The 17,881-nt window shown below is 54.5% G+C and carries 10 protein-coding genes; 2 read left to right on the forward strand and 8 right to left on the reverse strand.

Going from position 1 to position 17,881, the window contains the following annotated elements; genetic code table 11:
• Positions 1–32: 32 nt before the first annotated feature.
• Positions 33–1,847, forward strand: a complete 1,815-nt coding sequence (locus tag ABJN86_RS03800) for a BCCT family transporter (protein WP_348362636.1) — start codon at positions 33–35, stop codon at positions 1,845–1,847.
• A gap of 158 nt (positions 1,848–2,005) precedes the next feature.
• On the opposite strand, the gene ABJN86_RS03805 is transcribed toward ABJN86_RS03800, so the two are convergent.
• The 8 genes from ABJN86_RS03805 to ABJN86_RS03840 all read right to left on the reverse strand — a co-directional run bounded on the left by ABJN86_RS03805 (position 2,006) and on the right by ABJN86_RS03840 (position 12,182).
• Positions 2,006–3,280 carry a DUF2235 domain-containing protein gene (locus tag ABJN86_RS03805; protein WP_348362635.1) on the reverse strand — a complete coding sequence of 425 codons (1,275 nt, stop codon included), beginning with the start codon at positions 3,278–3,280 and terminating at the stop codon, positions 2,006–2,008.
• Positions 3,280–3,921, reverse strand: coding sequence for a hypothetical protein (locus tag ABJN86_RS03810; RefSeq protein WP_348362633.1), 642 nt, complete (start codon positions 3,919–3,921; stop codon positions 3,280–3,282). The genes ABJN86_RS03805 and ABJN86_RS03810 overlap by 1 nt, the downstream gene beginning before the upstream one ends.
• A 31-nt stretch (positions 3,922–3,952) precedes the next feature.
• Positions 3,953–5,008, reverse strand: coding sequence for a DUF4123 domain-containing protein (locus ABJN86_RS03815; RefSeq protein ID WP_348362631.1), 1,056 nt, complete (start codon positions 5,006–5,008; stop codon positions 3,953–3,955).
• 96 nt (positions 5,009–5,104) lie between these two features.
• Complete coding sequence (locus tag ABJN86_RS03820) at positions 5,105–5,848, reverse strand: SDR family oxidoreductase (protein ID WP_348362630.1); 744 nt, start codon at positions 5,846–5,848, stop codon at positions 5,105–5,107.
• Complete coding sequence (locus ABJN86_RS03825; RefSeq protein ID WP_348362628.1) at positions 5,845–7,185, reverse strand: FAD-binding oxidoreductase; 1,341 nt, start codon at positions 7,183–7,185, stop codon at positions 5,845–5,847. The genes ABJN86_RS03820 and ABJN86_RS03825 overlap by 4 nt, the downstream gene beginning before the upstream one ends.
• On the reverse strand, positions 7,182–7,598 hold the full coding sequence (locus ABJN86_RS03830; RefSeq protein ID WP_348362627.1) for a GtrA family protein: 417 nt from the start codon (positions 7,596–7,598) through the stop codon (positions 7,182–7,184). The genes ABJN86_RS03825 and ABJN86_RS03830 overlap by 4 nt, the downstream gene beginning before the upstream one ends.
• Positions 7,595–9,073 carry a UbiA family prenyltransferase gene (locus tag ABJN86_RS03835; protein WP_348362625.1) on the reverse strand — a complete coding sequence of 493 codons (1,479 nt, stop codon included), beginning with the start codon at positions 9,071–9,073 and terminating at the stop codon, positions 7,595–7,597. Before ABJN86_RS03835 ends, ABJN86_RS03830 begins: the two co-directional genes overlap by 4 nt.
• 316 nt (positions 9,074–9,389) lie before the next feature.
• The gene (locus ABJN86_RS03840) at positions 9,390–12,182 is read right to left on the reverse strand and encodes a bifunctional aconitate hydratase 2/2-methylisocitrate dehydratase (protein WP_348362624.1); all 2,793 of its coding nucleotides are present in this window, start codon (positions 12,180–12,182) and stop codon (positions 9,390–9,392) included.
• Between the two features lie 1,319 nt (positions 12,183–13,501).
• On the opposite strand from ABJN86_RS03840, the gene ABJN86_RS03845 reads away from it, so the two are divergent.
• Positions 13,502–17,881 (forward strand): hypothetical protein (locus ABJN86_RS03845; protein WP_348362623.1); only part of this gene is annotated, 4,380 nt, incomplete at its 3' end.

A 17,881-nucleotide genomic window follows, 5' to 3' on the forward strand; every position in this document is an offset into this window, starting at 1 on the left:
AACGGCGCAACAATAGAAACAGGGAACCTGAAATGTCTATAAAACCACCCTTTACCGAGTTGGAGATCGGAAAAGCTCCATCCGGATTTTACGAAGGCTACAGCCTTCCTATCGCGTTAATCAGTAAATTGATTATGGTCGCGCTGGTTGTCTGGGCGCTTGTCTGGCCTGGCAATGCCAGCAGTGTTCTGTCTGCCGTGAACGGAACCTTATTGAATGGCTTCAACAGTTTTTACGTCGTGTCTGTTGGTATCTTTGCGTTCTTCTTGTTTGTCTTGGCTCTATTGCCAGCAACTGGCAGCAAGAAGCTCGGGACCGCAGATACGGTGCCAGAATTTTCGAACTTCTCTTGGTTTTCCATGATGTTTGGTGCGGGTCTGGGTGTCGGGTTGATGGTCTTTGCGACCGCCGAACCGCTTGGCCTTTGGGGCTCCAACCCTGTCGTGCTCTCGGGTGAAGTGGCGGCAAACTCTGAGGAGGCCGTGCAGTCCGCTTATCGCTACACGTTCCTGCATTATGGTTTCCACGCTTGGGCTATCTACGTGCTGACAGGTCTGTCATTGGCCTACTACGCCTATACCCGTGACATGCCATTGACGATCCGATCTGCTTTGACGCCCCTTCTGGGGAAGGCTGCGAACGGCTTTCTGGGCCACTTGGTTGACGTTCTTGGTGTTGTAGCCACAATCCTTGGCGTGTCTGTCACCATCGGCTTTGGTGTCAGCCAGTTCGTTGACGGCGTCTACGCTGTGTCTGGTATGGAATGGCTAATGAATGGCGATGCTGAAGCGCCTAAGCCAAGCACAGTGGGGTTGATTGCGGCCTTGTTGATTATCATGGGCCTGTCCATTCTGTCGGCAGTGTCTGGCGTGGGCCGGGGGATCAAATACCTGTCGAACCTTAATCTGGTTTTGTCGGTTATCTTGCTTTTGACCTTTGTGTTCTTTGGATCGTTCTTCTTTGCGATGACAAAGTTTGGCGCAGGATTGGTCGACTACCTTCTGCACTTTGTTCAGATGTCCTTTGGGGCCTATGGTCCACAATCTGCAGAGGCATTTGCATCCGCACTTCCTGAAGCAGCACAGGCGTTGCCTGCAGAAGATGCAGCGGCGATCTATGGCGCGGCCACGTCCCCTTGGGGTTCGCTTTCGGGCTTTACCGAAGGCCTGCCAGCTACCGCCGCCGATTTGGACGCAGAGGCGATTTATGCCGCTGGTGAGCAGGGTCGTCAGTTTGGTTGGCAAGCCGGATGGACCACGTTCTACTGGGCGTGGTGGATTGCGTTCTCGCCCTTTGTTGGCTTGTTCCTTGCGCGCATCTCGAAGGGCCGTACCGTACGAGAGTTCATCTTTGGTTGCGTCATCGCACCCGCGATTGTGTGCTTCTTGTGGATGACCATTCTTGGCGGAACAGCGATTGATTTGGAGCTGAACGGCGATGCTGCCGGGGCTCTGATCGGTGCCACCAACACAGCCAAATTATTTGCGACACTTGAGCAAATGATCTCTGGCGGGTTCCTTTCAGCCATCACCATCATGTGTGTCGTTCTGATTATGACCTTCCTTGTAACGTCGGCAGACTCTGGCATCCTCGTGATGAACACGATCATGTCCGGTGGCGAACAAGAAACGGGCATCAAGCACCGCATCATCTGGGGTCTGATCCTGACGGCCGTGATTGGGGCCTTGATCATTGCAGGTAATAGTGGTGCCGCAGCAAACCCCTTCGGAGCGCTTCAAAATGCGATGATCATCGGGGCGTTGCCGTTCACGATCGTCATGGTGTTCATGATGATTTCCCTGGTCAAAGCGCTGTATCGTGACAGTGTCCGCGCCAAGCTAGGCTAGGTTGCGAAAAAATAGGCCGCGGAGCATTCGCGGCCTATTTCATCGAGACTATTATGAAATGATTGCAGTACCATCTTTCCCCGTCGGCGCGGCATGATCACTTGTCCGGCACGGCATTGGAGAGCCCTTTGGTTTTGCTACACTGGGGAACAAAGCCCCTACATTGTGACCACGCGCCTTGAACCATTGCTTTCCGGCCCCATGCCGATTGAATTTGCCACTGACATATGCGCGTGCTTGCGACGGATATTTTGCTCTGTCGCAGCGTCGGAACGGTGTGGGTAATCCTTTATTTGCGCGTAATAGGTTGCAAGATCACCCGAGAACCCAACAGAGATGCCCTCAATGCTGCTGCCATAGGCATCCAAAGGCACGTCATTTGCCGTCGCTTGATCAAACATGATTTTAAGGGCGACGAATTGCAGGCCATGTTGGGCTTGCCACCTGAAGCTGTTCCAATTGGAAGCGCCATATTGGGAATAAGTTTGAAGTTGCGAAAGGCTGTCCCCATTCGTTGTTTGGGTGCTTCGGCTTCTAGACCCCATGGAGGTTTGCCAATCCCCGTAGCTCAGCCCCCACTTTTGAGCGATCGTATCGAAGAAGGGATCGTTGCTGCCAGCCTGATAGGAAATACTACCGTTATTGGTGCCCGGCGCGTAACCGCCGCCAATGTCGGAGTGCACGCCAACCATCTCGATGCGCTTGCCACGGGCAAGGGTGAGTGGGAAGTTTTCGCGCAACTCATCCTTAGCGGTGATATGGATGATTGTCTCGGCGGTGCGACGTGCTCGGGTGTTGATGCGCACGCCTTCTTTGTCCCAATTTCCCGTGTTGCCGCCATTGCCGATGGAGGAAACAGTGTCCCATAGTCCCAAGAATTTCACCTCGGCGGTGATGTCGCCTGATGTGATGACGCCGTCCTTGATGTCATTGGCAAAGTCCCGCGCCACGCAAGCCCCACGAGAGAAGCCAAAGGCGTCGAGCCAAATAAAACAAGGTTCCAGCCCACCCATACTCTCGCGGATTTTCGTTCGTGCGGCTTCAAGACCTTCACGGGTACGTGCGGCGACACCTTCAGGCCCAGTGCCCCAAGCCAGACCACGCGGTATCCCCCATTGCTGATTGCCGCCACCCTCTTCGATGCCAACGCCGCGTATGTATGCGCTTGCGAAACGTGCCTTCATGGTGCTGCCATTGACGGTTGCGGTTTCAGGGGCGCTGCTGTTTTTGTACTGCCGCTCCAAAAGGTCAACATTCGAATGCCATGAATCAATGTTCGAGGTGCCGACATGGTCGCGCGAGTTGCCAGTTCCGTCGAAGAACAGACCGACACGGATTAAGTCGCAAGCAACGGTGGTGCTGTCAGCAGCACCAGCACCTGCTTCTGCGCCTGCAGCAGCGCTGGTGCTAAGGGCGTCTCCAGGTGTTCCCATTATGTGTCTCCTTGCGAGCAGCGGGATTGGGGAGCCGCGTTTTGAGCCAGCCAATTGTCGTTCTGGCTTTTGGCGGCTTCCATGGATGATGCGTCGCCCATCACGCGCATCAATATGCCGTCGCGCGATGGATCGCTGTCGCGCGGCTCTGCGCATAGCTCCAGCAAGGTCACAGGCACATCCATCTCGGGGGTGATGTCATCCATTTTATTCAACCCCATAAGCCGCAGTGCTTCGGGATGAGGAGTGGTCACCGTGACATCCGCGCCGGGACCTGCCACGATCTTGAGAGAGGCATGAATGCCTTCTTCGCCAAAGGTAGAGAGATTATAGGCGTCAACCTCGAAGCTAGACGCATAAAACTGCTTAGCTGCTACATCGAACCACATTACATCGAATGACATCGCCGCACCAAACCTACTTTGGTAGTTGAAGCCGCCCGTCTGCGAGCGCCCTCGGAGCGATGAGTCCACGAGCATTAAGTCGTTGCCGATGACATGCAGCGCGGCAATTTGAGATGGATGAGGTCGCACGTCGAGGGACAGCCTATCTGGCCGTTTTTTCATGAATCCAAACATCGTTGCACCTCCGATGGCCAACACCACAGCCGCAACAACAACGAGCTTGCCAATAAGTTTCACGTTATTCCACGCCCTCTAAATCCAACGCCCGTTAAATGTCTTCCGCCTCTTGGCGACGGATTTCTTGGGCTTCCAAAAAGAATTCAATATTCATAATTGCCTCGTAAGGCGCTTTTGCTGACAAGATTATAGCTTTCACTGTGCCACTTGCATAGTGCTCTATGAATTCCGGACCGAGCAGCACCTCCCAGACCATCAATTTGACGAGATGATCGCGCTGCCAAAAACCTGCGTCGAAGAAGCCGTCGCGCTTGAGGCGCAACATGCTGTGGATGTCATCGTCGCTTAGGTCTGTGCTGCCTTTGACGTGGCGGAGTGTTATGTCGATTAGCTCTTCGTATTGTTGCACCCTGCGCACTTGCCGGATGGTTCGATGTGCGGCTGTTGTCATGGTTGGGCGTACAATTGGTGGAACCGTGCCCGGGACCCGTTTGAGTTTTGCATTCAGGTCCGAGTTCAGCAAGACAACCTCAAACTCCGGATCATCTTTTGGAAAGAAGGGGCTAACCATTTGGGTCAACTCTGGACGGTTGCCGAGGGCCATGACGCGTGTGCTAACGGGGGCGGACCAGTAGCGGTAGTATAACCAGTTGCCTGTTTCGTCCTCGATGCGGGTAAATTTTCGAAGGTGGCTCCATAGTTTGTCAAAACTCAGTGCGGATTTGACAAAAATGCCCAACTCTTTCTCCCAGAGCCCTCCGGGACTTTTTTCCGTGCTCATTAGCTGTCGGGTGAATGAGCCGTTTGGTGTGAGCTCTACCAACCATGGTGCCGCGTCAGCGTTGTCTTTCAGTGCCTTGCCACGGAATAGACATTTGTGGCGGTTGCCGGATGTCTCGAGAAGGTCAGGTAGGAATGAATAGATGGCCGCATCCACAACCGCAAAAGTGCCTCGTTGCGCAGGCTTTTGGTCTGCGTCGTCGAACAGCACTGGCTCAAGCCCCTCAGGCACGAATGTACCTGAGGTTAATGTTGCAGGCCCTTCCAAAGGTTCGAAGTCGGGCAGAACTTGCACGTCGAGCCAACGATCAGCGCCTTCGGCCATCGCGCCAATACGCAATCTATCTTTGGTGGGAGGGTTGCTCATCCTCAAGAGGTTAACGGCAAAATGTTTAGACGCCAACATTTATCAATTTGGCGGCGATGGTCAGGTGCTGTTCGTTAACCGGTGAGGTTAATCTGATTAGAACTTCATCTTCTTGAAGATCGGTTCTGGGACGTGGCAAATCACCGACATCAGCACACGCCAGCGCAGGTCATAGTAGACCAACTTGCCCGCTTGCTGCGCTTTGACGACACGCTCTGCAAAAGCATCGGCGTCGGTGGTCAGTGGGGCAGGGGTTTCCATGCCGGCGGTCATTGCTGTGCGCACGAAACCCGGCTTCACGGTCATGATCTGCAGGGTACTGTCCACATATTTTTGGCGCATCCCAGACAGATAGGCCGCGAAGCCCGCTTTGGCGGATCCGTAGATGTAATTCTTGCCGCGCCCACGATCGCCCGCAACAGAACCGATGCCCACGATGGCAGTCGCATCGGGCAACTCCACCATTTTTGCGGCTAGCTTTTCAAGCAATAAGGCAGGGCCCACAAAGTTGGTGTCAAACACCTGATTGGTGGCCTTGATGTCGCCGGCATCGGCGTCCTGATCGCCTAGAACGCCGACGGCGCAAACGGCGATTGCGGGCAGAGCGGGCAAGCCCTCGATGAAGGCATCATGAGACGCGGTGTCGGTCACATCGCATTCATGGGCGGTGACGTCGACGTTGTAGCGAATTTTGAAGTCCGCGACGTCACGCTCCAACGTGTCGTGGTTTCTGGCCGCCAATTGCAGCGGGTGGCCTAGCTTTGCGTATTGTGCGGCAATGCCACGCGCCATGTCGGAGCGGGCGCCAATAATCAGAACGGGTGCTTTTGGTGTGGTCACAGTCCAAGCCTCTTTGAAAGGAGAGAAGAAAATGCGCGGTCTGCGCCGGTTTCAGTTCTTATAGCGCGAAACTGGTCCAATGCAGGGCCATAACCCGCCTCAAATGTGGCTTGTGTCATTCGGCTGTCTTTTGCCAAATAAAGACGGCCCTCACGAGCCACCACGATTTCATCCAAACGGTCCAGCAAGGTCAGCGATTGCGGAGACAATGCGAAGTCTAACGCCAATGTGTAGCCTTCCATCGGGAACGACAGCGGACGATCCGGCGCGCCTTTGCCGAAACGTTTTAACACCGCCAAGAAAGAACCCATCCCAGCATCTGATATTTCTTGCAGCAATGCCGACAGCCCATCGCGGGCCGTGTCTAGGGGCAGGGCGCATTGGTATTGGGCAAAGCCGCGCGCGCCATACAAGCGGTTCCAATCGTCAATGGCATCGAGCGGGTAGAAGTAGCTGTCGTAATCCACAACCTCGCGCGGCGGGGCCTTTTTGCCGGAGCGGTAGTAAAGCGCGTTGAAGGCGCGAATGGTCCATTTGTTCAGCGCCCAAGATGGGGCGTCGAGAGGCATGCGTTTTTTCTTGTTGGGAGGCAGCGTCAAAGGCGCAGATTTTTGCTCGGCGCTTAGGTCTGCCATGGTGGCGTGCTCGCCCAACATAACAAGGGAGCGGCCTTGTGCCTCGCCGGTGGCCAAGCAATCGATCCATGCAACTGAATAGGTGGCGTCTTGGCTCATCTCGAAGATTTCTAGCGCCTCATCCAAATTGGCCGCGGGCTTGGTTTCTTGCACGATCCACGCGCTTTCTACGGGCAATAGCCGTAAAGCCACGGTCAGGATGTGGCCTGTCAGCCCCACGCCGCCTATGGTCGCGCGAAACAGACCGGCGTTCTGGTCAGGAGCGCATCGCCGCGTTTCGCCATCTGCGCAAAGCAGATCAAGCCACAGCACGTGGTCGCCAAAGCTGCCGTGCCCGTGGTGGTTCTTGCCATGGGCATCTGCCGCCACCAAACCGCCAAGGGTCACGAATTTTGTGCCAGGCGTGACCGGCGGGAACCATCCGCGTGGAACGAAAGCTTCTAAGATGTCTTGCAAGGTGACGCCGGCCTCGGCCACCAATTCACCGGTTTCGGCGTCGAAGCTTGTGATGCGATTGCGCGCAGTGCCCATCAGGGTCAAATCTGGGTTTAGGGCTGCGTCGCCATAGGATCTGCCCATGCCGCGTGTAAGGCCAGTGTCCGTGCCAGCTAGGGGCAGGGCTGTTTGGGGATCAAGCGTATCTGTGTGGCAGTCACGCTTGGGCCAGCGACCCCAACCGGATAGTGTTTTGATGGACGTCATGTGTTGGCTCCGGACAGGCCTGCGTCGTTTGTGAAGACGAACCGCCGGTCGAGGTTGTATTTCGTTACATATCCAATCGCGAGGCCGATGATCGCACCGAGTTCTCGCATGAGGTCGGTGCCCCATATAGACCAAAATCCGTACTCAAATCCCCAGAAGATAAGCGTCGTGGCAACGCCCATCAGGGAGTATAGCCCGAAGCGCTTGCCGTGATTGGCAACGCCTGAACTTGTGTCATGGAAGATCCAGCGCTTGTCCAAGATGTATTTGACAACCAAGCCTACGAGTGTGCCAAAGAAGATCGCAACGGCAAGCCCGCCAAATCCGGCGAGCAGCACCCGTTGCGTTGCCAGATTGGCGAAGGTGGCCAGCACGGCAAAGATGCCGTAGCGTAGGACAAGGGACGTCATCATATGTTTGCGCTCAAAATAATCAGCAAGGTTGCAAGTCCGAACACGACTTGGCTGACGCGGTCCTTCAGTGCAAAGACAATCGGGTCGTCATCCATCTCGCCACGGTAAGAAATGATCGTCGCGCGGCTGATCCAATAGAGCAGCAGCGGGCACACCAGCCAGAACAGACGGGGCTCGCTATATAGACCCGTGGAGGTCGCGCTGGACACATATAGCGCCAAGATCAGCACCGAGCAGTAGCCCGCCGACAGGACGACACCAAGCAAGATCGGCAAATCGCTGACGCGGTACCCGCGCCCGTCCGATTCCTCCAAGCCTCGCCGCTTTAGGTCGGCAAGTTCTGATTGACGCTTCACGGCCGCTAAGGACAAAAACACGAACATTGAGAAAGCCAAAAGCCATTCCGACAGCGGAATACCGGTGGCGGCCCCGCCTGCAATAATTCGGATCGTGTAAAGCGCGCCAAGGGTCCAGATGTCGATCATCAACTTGCGTTTTAAGACCAATGAATAAGCGAAGGTTAAAAGGACATAGCCGGCCAGAACCAGCAAGAACGCCAGTTGCGCGAATAGCCCCAAGGCAAGTGCTGCGATGAGCAACGCGAGAGATAAAATCACGCCGCTTTTTACAGGAATTGCCCCCGAGGCGAAGGGGCGCTTGCACTTGCGCGGGTGTCTGCGGTCGATCTCGAGGTCAAGCATGTCATTGATCATGTAGATGCTTGAGGCCGCCATACAGAAAGACAAGAATGCAAATAAAGTGGGCCAGAAGGCGCTAAAGTTATGTGCCGCCAGCATGGGGACGAAGACCAACAGGTTTTTCAACCATTGATGCGGGCGCATGCCCTTCAGGTAGACCTGAAAAGTGGCGCTTGGGAAAAGGGCGCTGTCTAATTCGGTGATGTTGGTGTGACTTGCGGCCAGCTTGCTGCGCACGGATGCTGTGGCGCCCACGCAGATGGCTTCGCGGGCATTGGGCCAGACTTTTAAGTCAGCGGCAGAGTCGCCCACATAGTCAAACCCCTGTGCGCCGAAGCGATCAACAAGCCATTCCGCCTTTGCCGTCCCGCCAAGATTGCGAACCCCGTCGGAGCCAACAGCCTCATCAAATTTGCAGAGGTGGTTTGCGACTTCATCCACCTGCTTTTGGTGCGAGGCAGAGACCAGAAAAACTTGACGCCCGTCTGCGCGCGCGCGCTCGATAAGATCAAGGACCTCTTGGCGAAAGGGTAAGACCGTGATGTCGAGGTCGGTTTCATTTACGACATTGGCCTTGAACGCAGCTTTGCCATCCTTGAGCCATGTCACAACCTTGAACAATCGAGCAGGGTCGCGTGCGATGAGCCGGAGCAGTGCCTCGTGCAATGTGTCTGATGAGGTCAGCGTGCCGTCGAGGTCGACGATAAGCGGAACATTAGTGTCGGATGCAGATGCCGCCGGATCGGTTGGTTCCGGTTTTGAATTCGCTTTGGTCAACGGGCCTGCTCCATTTCGTTGAAAGCCAGTTCTTAGTCAGAAAGGCTAACATAACAATTTTCGGCAGATATTATCCCATTCCATCAGTTTTGCACGGCGTTTAGTCGATGGATCGCAAAGTGGCGCAAGAGGGTATCATGAGCGTCACAGCTAGGGCGCAGGGTGCGGGCCAATAGAACGGGTGTAATCGTCAATTTGGGGGGAGTTGGTTGCACTTTGTCGGCATGCTTAACCGTGGTCGCTTTGACGTCCGATCGGACATTCCGCGAAATGATGGACCCGGCGGATTAAGCCGCCGGGTCCAAGGTCGCTCTTTTTAGAAGTGTGCGGACATTGTGCCTGGAGCTTTTTGGATGGGTGGGGCGAACTTGGTAAGATCGATCCCTTCCACCGAGGTTTTGTACTCTTCCAGTGTCGGTGTGCGGCCCAAAATCGCGGACAAGACAACCACAGGTGTGGAGGCCAGCAGGGATTCACCCAGCTTGCCGTCTGCATCCTCAACCACACGACCTTTGAACAGGCGTGTGGATGTGGCCAGAACAGTGTCACCTTTGGCGGCTTTTTCTTGGTTGCCCATGCACAGGTTACAACCCGGACGCTCGAGGTAGAGAATGTTCTCATACTCGGTGCGCGCTGTTTGCTTTGGTGCGACGTCGTCGAACTCAAAGCCGGAGTACTTCTGCAATACGGCCCAGTCGCCTTCTTCCTTCAACTCGTCGATGATGTTGTAGGTCGGGGCGGCTACAACCAGAGGCGCGTTGAACTCGACCTTGCCGTCTTGCGCTTCGAGGTTGCGCAGCATTTGGGCGACGATCTTCATATCACCCTTGTGCACCATGCAGGAGCCAACAAACCCAAGATCAACCTTCTTCTCGGCGCCGTAGTGCGAGATTGGGCGGATTGTGTCGTGTGTGTAGCGCTTGGAGACGTCGGCGTTGTTCACGTCAGGGTCGGCGATCATAGGCTCGTTGATGGCATCCAGATCAACTACAACGTCTGCGAAATATGCAGCATTGTCATCAGGACGCAGCGCAGGTTTTTCGCCTGAGCGGATTTCAGAGATGCGCTTGTCCGCAATGTTGATCAGGTTTTGCAGCATGCCGTTTTCATGCTCCATGCCTTTGTCGATCATGATCTTGATGCGGGATTTGGCGATTTCCAGCGATTCAATCAGCGTATCATCTTCGGAGATGCAGATCGACGCCTTGGCCTTCATCTCGGCCGTCCAGTCGGTGAAGGTGAACGCTTGGTCCGCCAGCAGAGTTCCGATGTGCACTTCGATGATACGGCCTTGGAAGACGTTGTCGCCGAATTGCTCTAGCATTTGCGCCTGAGTGGCGTGAACCACATCGCGGAAGTCCATGTGGTCGGCCATCTGGCCCTTAAAGGTCACCTTGACGGATTCTGGAATTGGCATGGAGGCCTCACCAGTTGCCAAGGCCAAAGCCACTGTGCCGGAGTCCGCGCCGAAGGCTACGCCTTTGGACATACGTGTGTGGCTGTCGCCGCCGATGATGATCGCCCAGTCGTCCACCGTGATGTCGTTCAACACCTTGTGGATCACGTCGGTCATCGCGTGGTACTGGCCTTTGGGGTCGCGGCCGGTGACCAAGCCGAACTTGTTCATAAAGGACATCAGGCGCGGGGTGTTTTCTTGTGCTTTGAAATCCCAAACGGATGCCGTGTGGCAGCCTGATTGGTATGCGCCATCAACGGAAGGAGACAGAACCATCGCGGCCATAGCTTCCAGCTCTTGGCTGGTCATCAGGCCCGTGGTGTCTTGCGAACCCACGATGTTGACCTTTACCCGTACGTCCGATCCGGAGTGCAGCACTTTACCCGGCGTGTTACCGCGTGCGTTTGCGTTGAAGATCTTCTCAACCGCAGTAAGGCCTTGGCCATCGTTAGAGATTTCTTTGGATGGTGCGAAGGCGGATTTAACCTCGATGCCGAGGGCTTCACAGGCGAATGTCTGCAGCTTCTTGCCAAATACGATCGCGTAGGAGCCGCCAGCCTTCATGAACTCCACTTTTTGCGGAGTGAAGGAGGAAGACATATCCACAAGCTCTTCGTCGCCTGCTTCGTTGTACAGCTTCTTTTCTTTGGTATTGATCTTCAACACTGTGCCGGTTTCCACCGAGTAGAGCTGCTCCAGCACTGGGTTGCCATCGTTGTTGAGGATCGGCTTGCCGTTCTCGTCCAACTTTTTGACCCAGTTTTTAAGGTCGACACCGATGCCACCCGTCACGCCGACAGTCGTCAAGAAAATTGGCGAAATGCCATTGGTGCCAGCAACCACAGGGGCGATGTTTACGAATGGCACATAAGGGCTGGCCTTCTTGCCGGTCCAAAGTGCCACGTTGTTCACGCCGGACATCCGCGATGAGCCAACGCCCATCGTGCCTTTTTCCGCGATCAGCATGACGCGCTTGTCGGGGTGCTGCAGCTTAAGGGCTTCGATTTCCTTTTGCGCGGCTTCAGAGATCAAGCACTTGCCGTGCAGCTCACGATCAGAGCGAGAGTGGGCTTGGTTACCAGGGGACAACAAGTCGGTCGAGATGTCGCCTTCGCCAGCCACGTAAGTGACAACTTGAACTTCTTCGTCAACATCGGGAAGCTTGGTGAAGAATTCGGCCTCAGCATAGCTTTCCAAGATGTCGCGGGCCACGGCACTGCCCGCGTCCAATGCCGCCTTCAGGCGATCAGTGTCTGCATCATAGAGGAAGACTTGCGTCTTCAGTACTTCAGCGGCCTGCGCCGCGATACCTGCATCGTCGCCCAAGGCAAGGTCCAGCAGAACCTCAACGGAGGGTCCACCTTTCATGTGCGACAGCAACTCAAAGGCAAATTCGGATGTGATCTCATCAACTTTGGTCTCGCCAGACGCGATCCCTTTGAGGAAGTGAGCTTTCACGCCAGCAGCGCTCGTGGTGCCGGGCAGGGTGTTGTAAATAAAGAAGTTCAGCGCTTCATCTCGGTGTGCGTTGCCAGCGTCTTGAATGATCTCAATGATCTCACCTGTGAGGGCCCCGTCGTCGATTGGCTTCGGGTTCAATCCTTGCTCTTTACGAGCCTCGATTTCGCTACGGTATTCAGTGTAAAGCCCCATGACGGTCTCCTAGGCATAAAGTCTTATGAAGTTCGGGCATCGATAAGCCATCATGGCCTGTAGGATCAATACGCCGTATTTGTATGCAGTTGTATACAATGAGGTGAGAGATCGCAACTGTGTTCTGAATTGGTGTTTTGAGCTAAATCAAGGCGCGGGTACCTATGGAACGCCTCAAAGTGTGTTCGTTCAGCTGAGTGGGGATGGCTTGGGTCACTGGCTTGTCACGAATTAAGTCTGCCAATCTGGAATCCGCACTCATATCTGGGGCTGCAGCCCCTAAGGTTGAATCTGGCCGATGTCATGGGTTCCTGTCCATCGGATTGGATACAGCTTTAGTGTCAACTTCCCGACACACTTTTGTGTGGAGCTTACAAAATAGCAGCGTAGTGACGCTTTGGTGTGCTTTTTCTCCCTTAGCTGCTGAGTGAAAATTCGAATATGTAAAATTAAGGTGAACGAAGTCAAATCTTTGTGATTTGGATGGTTTTGAGTTTGATAGGTGCTGTGGTCGGCAGTGTGGGCGCACCAAGGAGTATGCAGGCTTTTGTCGTCAAAGTGCGCAAGGGGAAAAATATGAAGGGTATCTTCTGAATGCGGGAGTTGAATTTTCGAATCCTAGGTCTTCGGTTTTCAACTTTGAGATTTCGGGGTTTGTATTTTACTGCCTAAAAAAGTTGCTAAAATCTTAAAGCCTTTTTTTCACGCCATGTTTTTGACGCATTTCCTCACCTAACCGAGGAGTATTTGCAACAAATACTGGTAATGGTTTTTTGCCTGTCTCCCCCCCCTTTTATCTTTGTGTCGCCTTGGTGTTAACGTTGCATCACGAATGTTCACGATTACTCACGATTGCGTTACCAATGATATCGACCTTTAAGAGTTGAAGGTTTAATCCCTTTAATAACAATGGGATACGCTCGGGAATCCAAATTCCCTACGTCATTAAATCAGGTTGGTTCTGGGTGTCTCGGGCGGGCTTGGTTTTGTTGGGGTGGTGGCGAATTGATCGTGTCTAGTGAGCAATCGGCTGCTGGAACGAGGTGCCAAACACTTTGAGCACCTCTCTTAGAACTTTGAAGAAGACGTGAAGGACGAAAATGAAGGTTAATTTTTTGAAGACAGAGAATGCCGTATCAACCTCTGCAATGTCCTCAATCAATTTCAAGGTGCTGCAAGCATACTTAATTTACGTCTTTCGTTCCCTTTTATTTTTGTTTGCGATCGGTTTTGGCGCCACAGTGGCGCAGGCCCAGACATTTTCAGTCGGCGACTATGATGTCTATATTAATGATCGTTCTGCTTTTGATTCCGCGGGCGTGCCTAATGCGGCCGAAAGCCCAACCGGCGGGGGAACGACTTATGCCGGCGGTGTTACCATTTCGTCCACATATGCGATCTCTGCGGGCAGTGGCCCCTTCGCTGTAAGTGGGTCCTCTACACGGTTTGATCCAACTTCAGGTAGTCAGGACGGGAACACAATCCTGACGGATAGTTCCCCGCAGCTGGGACTTGGCTTTAATGTTGTCGACATTTTTGACCATGGCCCGTCGGGGGCGTTCAGCGATATACTGACATTTTCAGTGGATGGAACAGCTTTGTTCACTTTATCCGACGGTCTATTGATCGCTTCGGGCCAGACAGGCCCTGTTGATGTGAGATCACCTAGTGGAACCTTGCTAACAACAATTACACAAGGGCAGGGAGCGGCAACATTTGTTGGTGTCATTAATACAGCCGGAACCGTCTCTTCATTTCGCGTAGATTATGACTACGATCAAGTCGTAGGCGGGTTTGATCGTGGGTCCGATCTTCACGGTATTGATCAGATCGTAGCACTGACTCCTAGACCCGCACAGCTGACTAAGACTTTCGGGGCATCGTCCTTGGTGGGGCTACCGGTCGATCTAACCTTTACGATAGAAAATAACGCTGATCTGTTTGCTAGACCTGACATGGCCTTCACTGACAGTTTGCCGTCGGGCTTAACTGTGTTTCCTGGATTTACTCCCACCACGACCTGTGGGGACGGAACTATTTCGGCAAGCGGGTCTACGATTTCGGTCCAGGGAATGGACCTCGCCAAAAATGAAGCATCCTGTACGATTATGGTGCAGGTTGTGGCGTCCTCTGCCGGTACGTTTTCTAATGGCGCTAGTCAGATTTCAGGGCTGGATGGCGTTGACGCACCAACGACACCTGCCGTTCTTTCTATTGCCGCCCCAGCACCTGAGCTGTCGATGGACAAAGTTGCCAGCAAGACGGTCGGAGTAGAGGTAGGCGAAGAGGTGACCTACACCTATACCGTTAGGAATATCGGTAACGTAGATATCAATGACGTTTCCGTTTCAGACGCTCATAATGGCCTTGGCCCATTGAGCGATATCATTGTCGGTACACTGACAAACACAAGCACGTTGAGCTCCGATGACGGTGCCGATGATGATGTTGATGTATTGGCCATTGGGGATTCCGTCACGTTTACATCAACCTATCGCGTTCGTGCGATCGATTTGCAGGCGGGCAGTACATTGTCCAACACCGCCACTGCAACGGGTACGCCGTCTTTGGGAACGTTGGTAGATCCGACAGCAACTGAGACAGTGTCGTTAACGGGCACCCCGCTGGCCACGTTAGTACCCGGCCAGTGTGGGGGGTTCTTGCACGAAATATTCCTGATCGACCCAGGTTCACCATCGACTGAACGTAATGCGGATTTTGGGTCAGGTGTGCCCGGTGTACCGCAGACGGCTGTGGATCATGACCCATATGTGTGGGCAGGGAATTTCTCTCGCGATTCCGGTACGGGGGTTGTCAGTTTCTTTGGTGGGTCCGCGAGTCCAACCGCGAGTGGGTCTTTCCTGTCTAACGGCGTTGCTCTTTCCAACAGTTCCGGGCAAACGTCGACATTAGGGAATGACCCAAATCCCATCTCAGAGATTTTCCGAGTTGCTGCTCGTGTTGAAGGTGACCCTGGGACCACGGAAACACTGACAATTCTAACCGGCGGCGCGCACGAACACTCCGCCTATTGGCAAACGAATGTCAGTGGCGGGATCATCAATACTAATTCAAGCTCTAATGCAGGCAATGACGATGGCTGGATATTTGGAGCGGTAGCTGCGGCATCTAATCCGCGTGCGGACGGAATTTCCTATACAATCGATGTTACATACCCTGCGGACGGAATTGTTATCCTCCAGTTCGCTGTTCTGGACTCGACCGGTGGCTTCGGTGGCGTAGATTTTGAGACTTATGCTTGCCCAACAGCTGATCTGGAAACCACAAAATCCGCAACGGTTGGTCCTTTGCAAGCGGATGGCACAGTTGATGTAACCTACGCCATCGAAGTCGAAAATACGGGCTCTTTGACGCTTGATACGCTGACATTGAGCGATGATCTGGCCAGCCAGTTTGGCGCGGCTGCGGTTGGCGCGGTTACGAACTACTCGGTGACAGGTGCGACTGCTACGGGATCAACTGTGCCTGCAGATGCTTCACCCGCATATGACGGGGCTAACGGCTTGATTGGCACTGGCGGCGTGCTGGCATCCGGCGACAGCTTTACCGTGAATTTTACAGTAAACCTGAACGCGAATGCGACAGGGGCGATTACCCCGTTCGAGAACTCGGCAGAGGCCTCGGGAACCCCGCGTGCAACGGGCGCAACTGCGGTTACCGATAACTCTCAGAACAGTTCCGACGCAGGAAATGAGGGTACGGACGGGACAGTGGATACGTCTGATCCAACCGATACAAGTGTCGCGACAATCATAACGCCGCCGACAGATACGGGCGCGATTGAGATCGTGAAATCCGCGACTTTGAACGCAGGCGTGGTAGGCGGCCCAGAGGTGAATGAAGGCGATACGATTACCTACACCTACACAGTGACGAATACGGCGACAGTCTTGAACGCGCTGAATGTCGATGTGGACGAAACGGTTGCGGGTGGCTTCACGGGGACAGGCACACTTCCGAATCCAGTATTGGGCGCGGGTGGCACGGATATTGACGGCGCAGGTGGCGCGAATGACCTTGCGGCTGGCGACAGCGTGACCTTCACGGCCAGCTATACGCTGACGCAGGCAGATATTGATGCAGGCAAGGTGGACAACCAAGCCGAGGCTTCTGCGACAGACCCATTTGGCAACTCCTTGAACGATGTGTCCGATAATGGGGTTGGCGCGAACGGCGTGGACGGGGTGGATGGCACTGTAGGTGGCACCGGCAACACGAGTGGCGACAACAACCCAACGTCTATTGTTCTGACGCCTGTGACTGGGCTCGCGATGGAGAAGACGCTGGTTAGCCCTCCGGGGTCCTTTACGAATGTGGCCCCAAACAATATGTTGTCTTACGAATTTGCGGTTACGAACACCGGCAACGTCTCTATTCCATCTACGGATACATTGACGATCTCGGACAATATTATTGCGCCGGCGAATATCTCTTGCCCAGCCATTCCGGCGGCTGGCTTGCCCCCGATTGACCCCGATGGAGACGGGACGCCGGATGCCATTGTTGATGGTGTGAACCAGCTGACCTGTACGGGGACTTATACGATTGGTGCCGCCGACATTCAGGTGGGCTCGGTGACCAATGTGGCCACGGCCAATACGACGACAACGGGGGACAGCCCGGTTGATGACGCGATCTTCCCTGCGAATGCAGAGCCGGCTTTGGATGTTGCGAAAACAGCCATTGCGGGATTGAACTTCACAGCTGTAGACAACACCATCACCTATCAATATGTGGTCACCAACACCGGCGGGGCGGCCTTTGCGGAGCCGATCACATTGACGGATGACAAGGACCTGATCGTTGTCACCACCGTGAATGGCACGGCGGCGAGCACTGCGGTTACCGCTGGCACGCCGTTTACCTGTTGGGCTCCGACCGCTGGGACTGATCCGACATTCACTCCGGATCCGGCTTTTGTGGCAACGCCAGTAGGGGCGACAGTGCCCAATGGGCCGTTCGTTGGCGAAACTGCAACTTGTACTGCCACCTATGCGGTGACGCAGGCGGACTTGGACCTTGGTCAGGTGGATAACGTTGTTCTTGCGCAAACGGAGTTCCCAGCAGGTGGTGTGCCGGTTACAAGTCAACCTGCAACCGAGACGGTTGTGGCGGATCAAACGCCTGACATTGAGGTTGTGAAATCTGCGAGTGTAGGTGCTCTGCGGCCTGACGGCACAGTCGATGTGGCCTATACACTGGTGACGAGGAACAGCGGCAATGTGACGCTGGATAACCTGACACTGACAGATGACTTGATCACGCAGTTTGGTGCTGGTGTTGTGGTGTCTGTGGTCAGCCAACCCGTCGTGACGGTTCAGCCGACCCTTGCGGGCTCTGTCACGGTGTCGAACACGGGTGCGCCCTATGCGGGCGGTGCTACGGCGTTGATCGGCGCGACTGGTCGCCTGGCGGTGCAGGACAGCTACACTGTAGCCTTTACAGTTAGATTGAACGCGTTTGCTACGAGTAGCTTTGAGAACATAGCGACTGCGGGGGGGACACCTCCTGTGACGGCTTTGACCCCGGTTCCGGTTGCGATCTCTGACGCCTCTGAGAACAGCGCTGATGCTGGCAATGAGGGCACGGATGGGACGGCTGGGACTGACCCGAGCGACACGTCTGTTGGCACGGTTGTGACGCCGCCGACAGATACGGGCGCGATTGCGCTTGTGAAG

The organism is Litoreibacter sp., from assembly GCF_039974535.1.
In the GTDB taxonomy this organism is placed as follows: domain Bacteria; phylum Pseudomonadota; class Alphaproteobacteria; order Rhodobacterales; family Rhodobacteraceae; genus Litoreibacter.

What these genes read in the sequence shown, in the direction of transcription:
- ABJN86_RS03800 (WP_348362636.1), top strand. Translation starts at nt 33, where the DNA reads ATGTCTATAAAACCACCCTTTACCGAGTTGGAGATCGGAAAAGCTCCA.
- ABJN86_RS03805 (WP_348362635.1), bottom strand. Translation starts at nt 3,280, where the DNA reads ATGGGAACACCTGGAGACGCCCTTAGCACCAGCGCTGCTGCAGGCGCA.
- ABJN86_RS03815 (WP_348362631.1), bottom strand. Translation starts at nt 5,008, where the DNA reads ATGAGCAACCCTCCCACCAAAGATAGATTGCGTATTGGCGCGATGGCC.
- ABJN86_RS03825 (WP_348362628.1), bottom strand. Translation starts at nt 7,185, where the DNA reads ATGACGTCCATCAAAACACTATCCGGTTGGGGTCGCTGGCCCAAGCGT.
- ABJN86_RS03830 (WP_348362627.1), bottom strand. Translation starts at nt 7,598, where the DNA reads ATGATGACGTCCCTTGTCCTACGCTACGGCATCTTTGCCGTGCTGGCC.
- ABJN86_RS03840 (WP_348362624.1), bottom strand. Translation starts at nt 12,182, where the DNA reads ATGGGGCTTTACACTGAATACCGTAGCGAAATCGAGGCTCGTAAAGAG.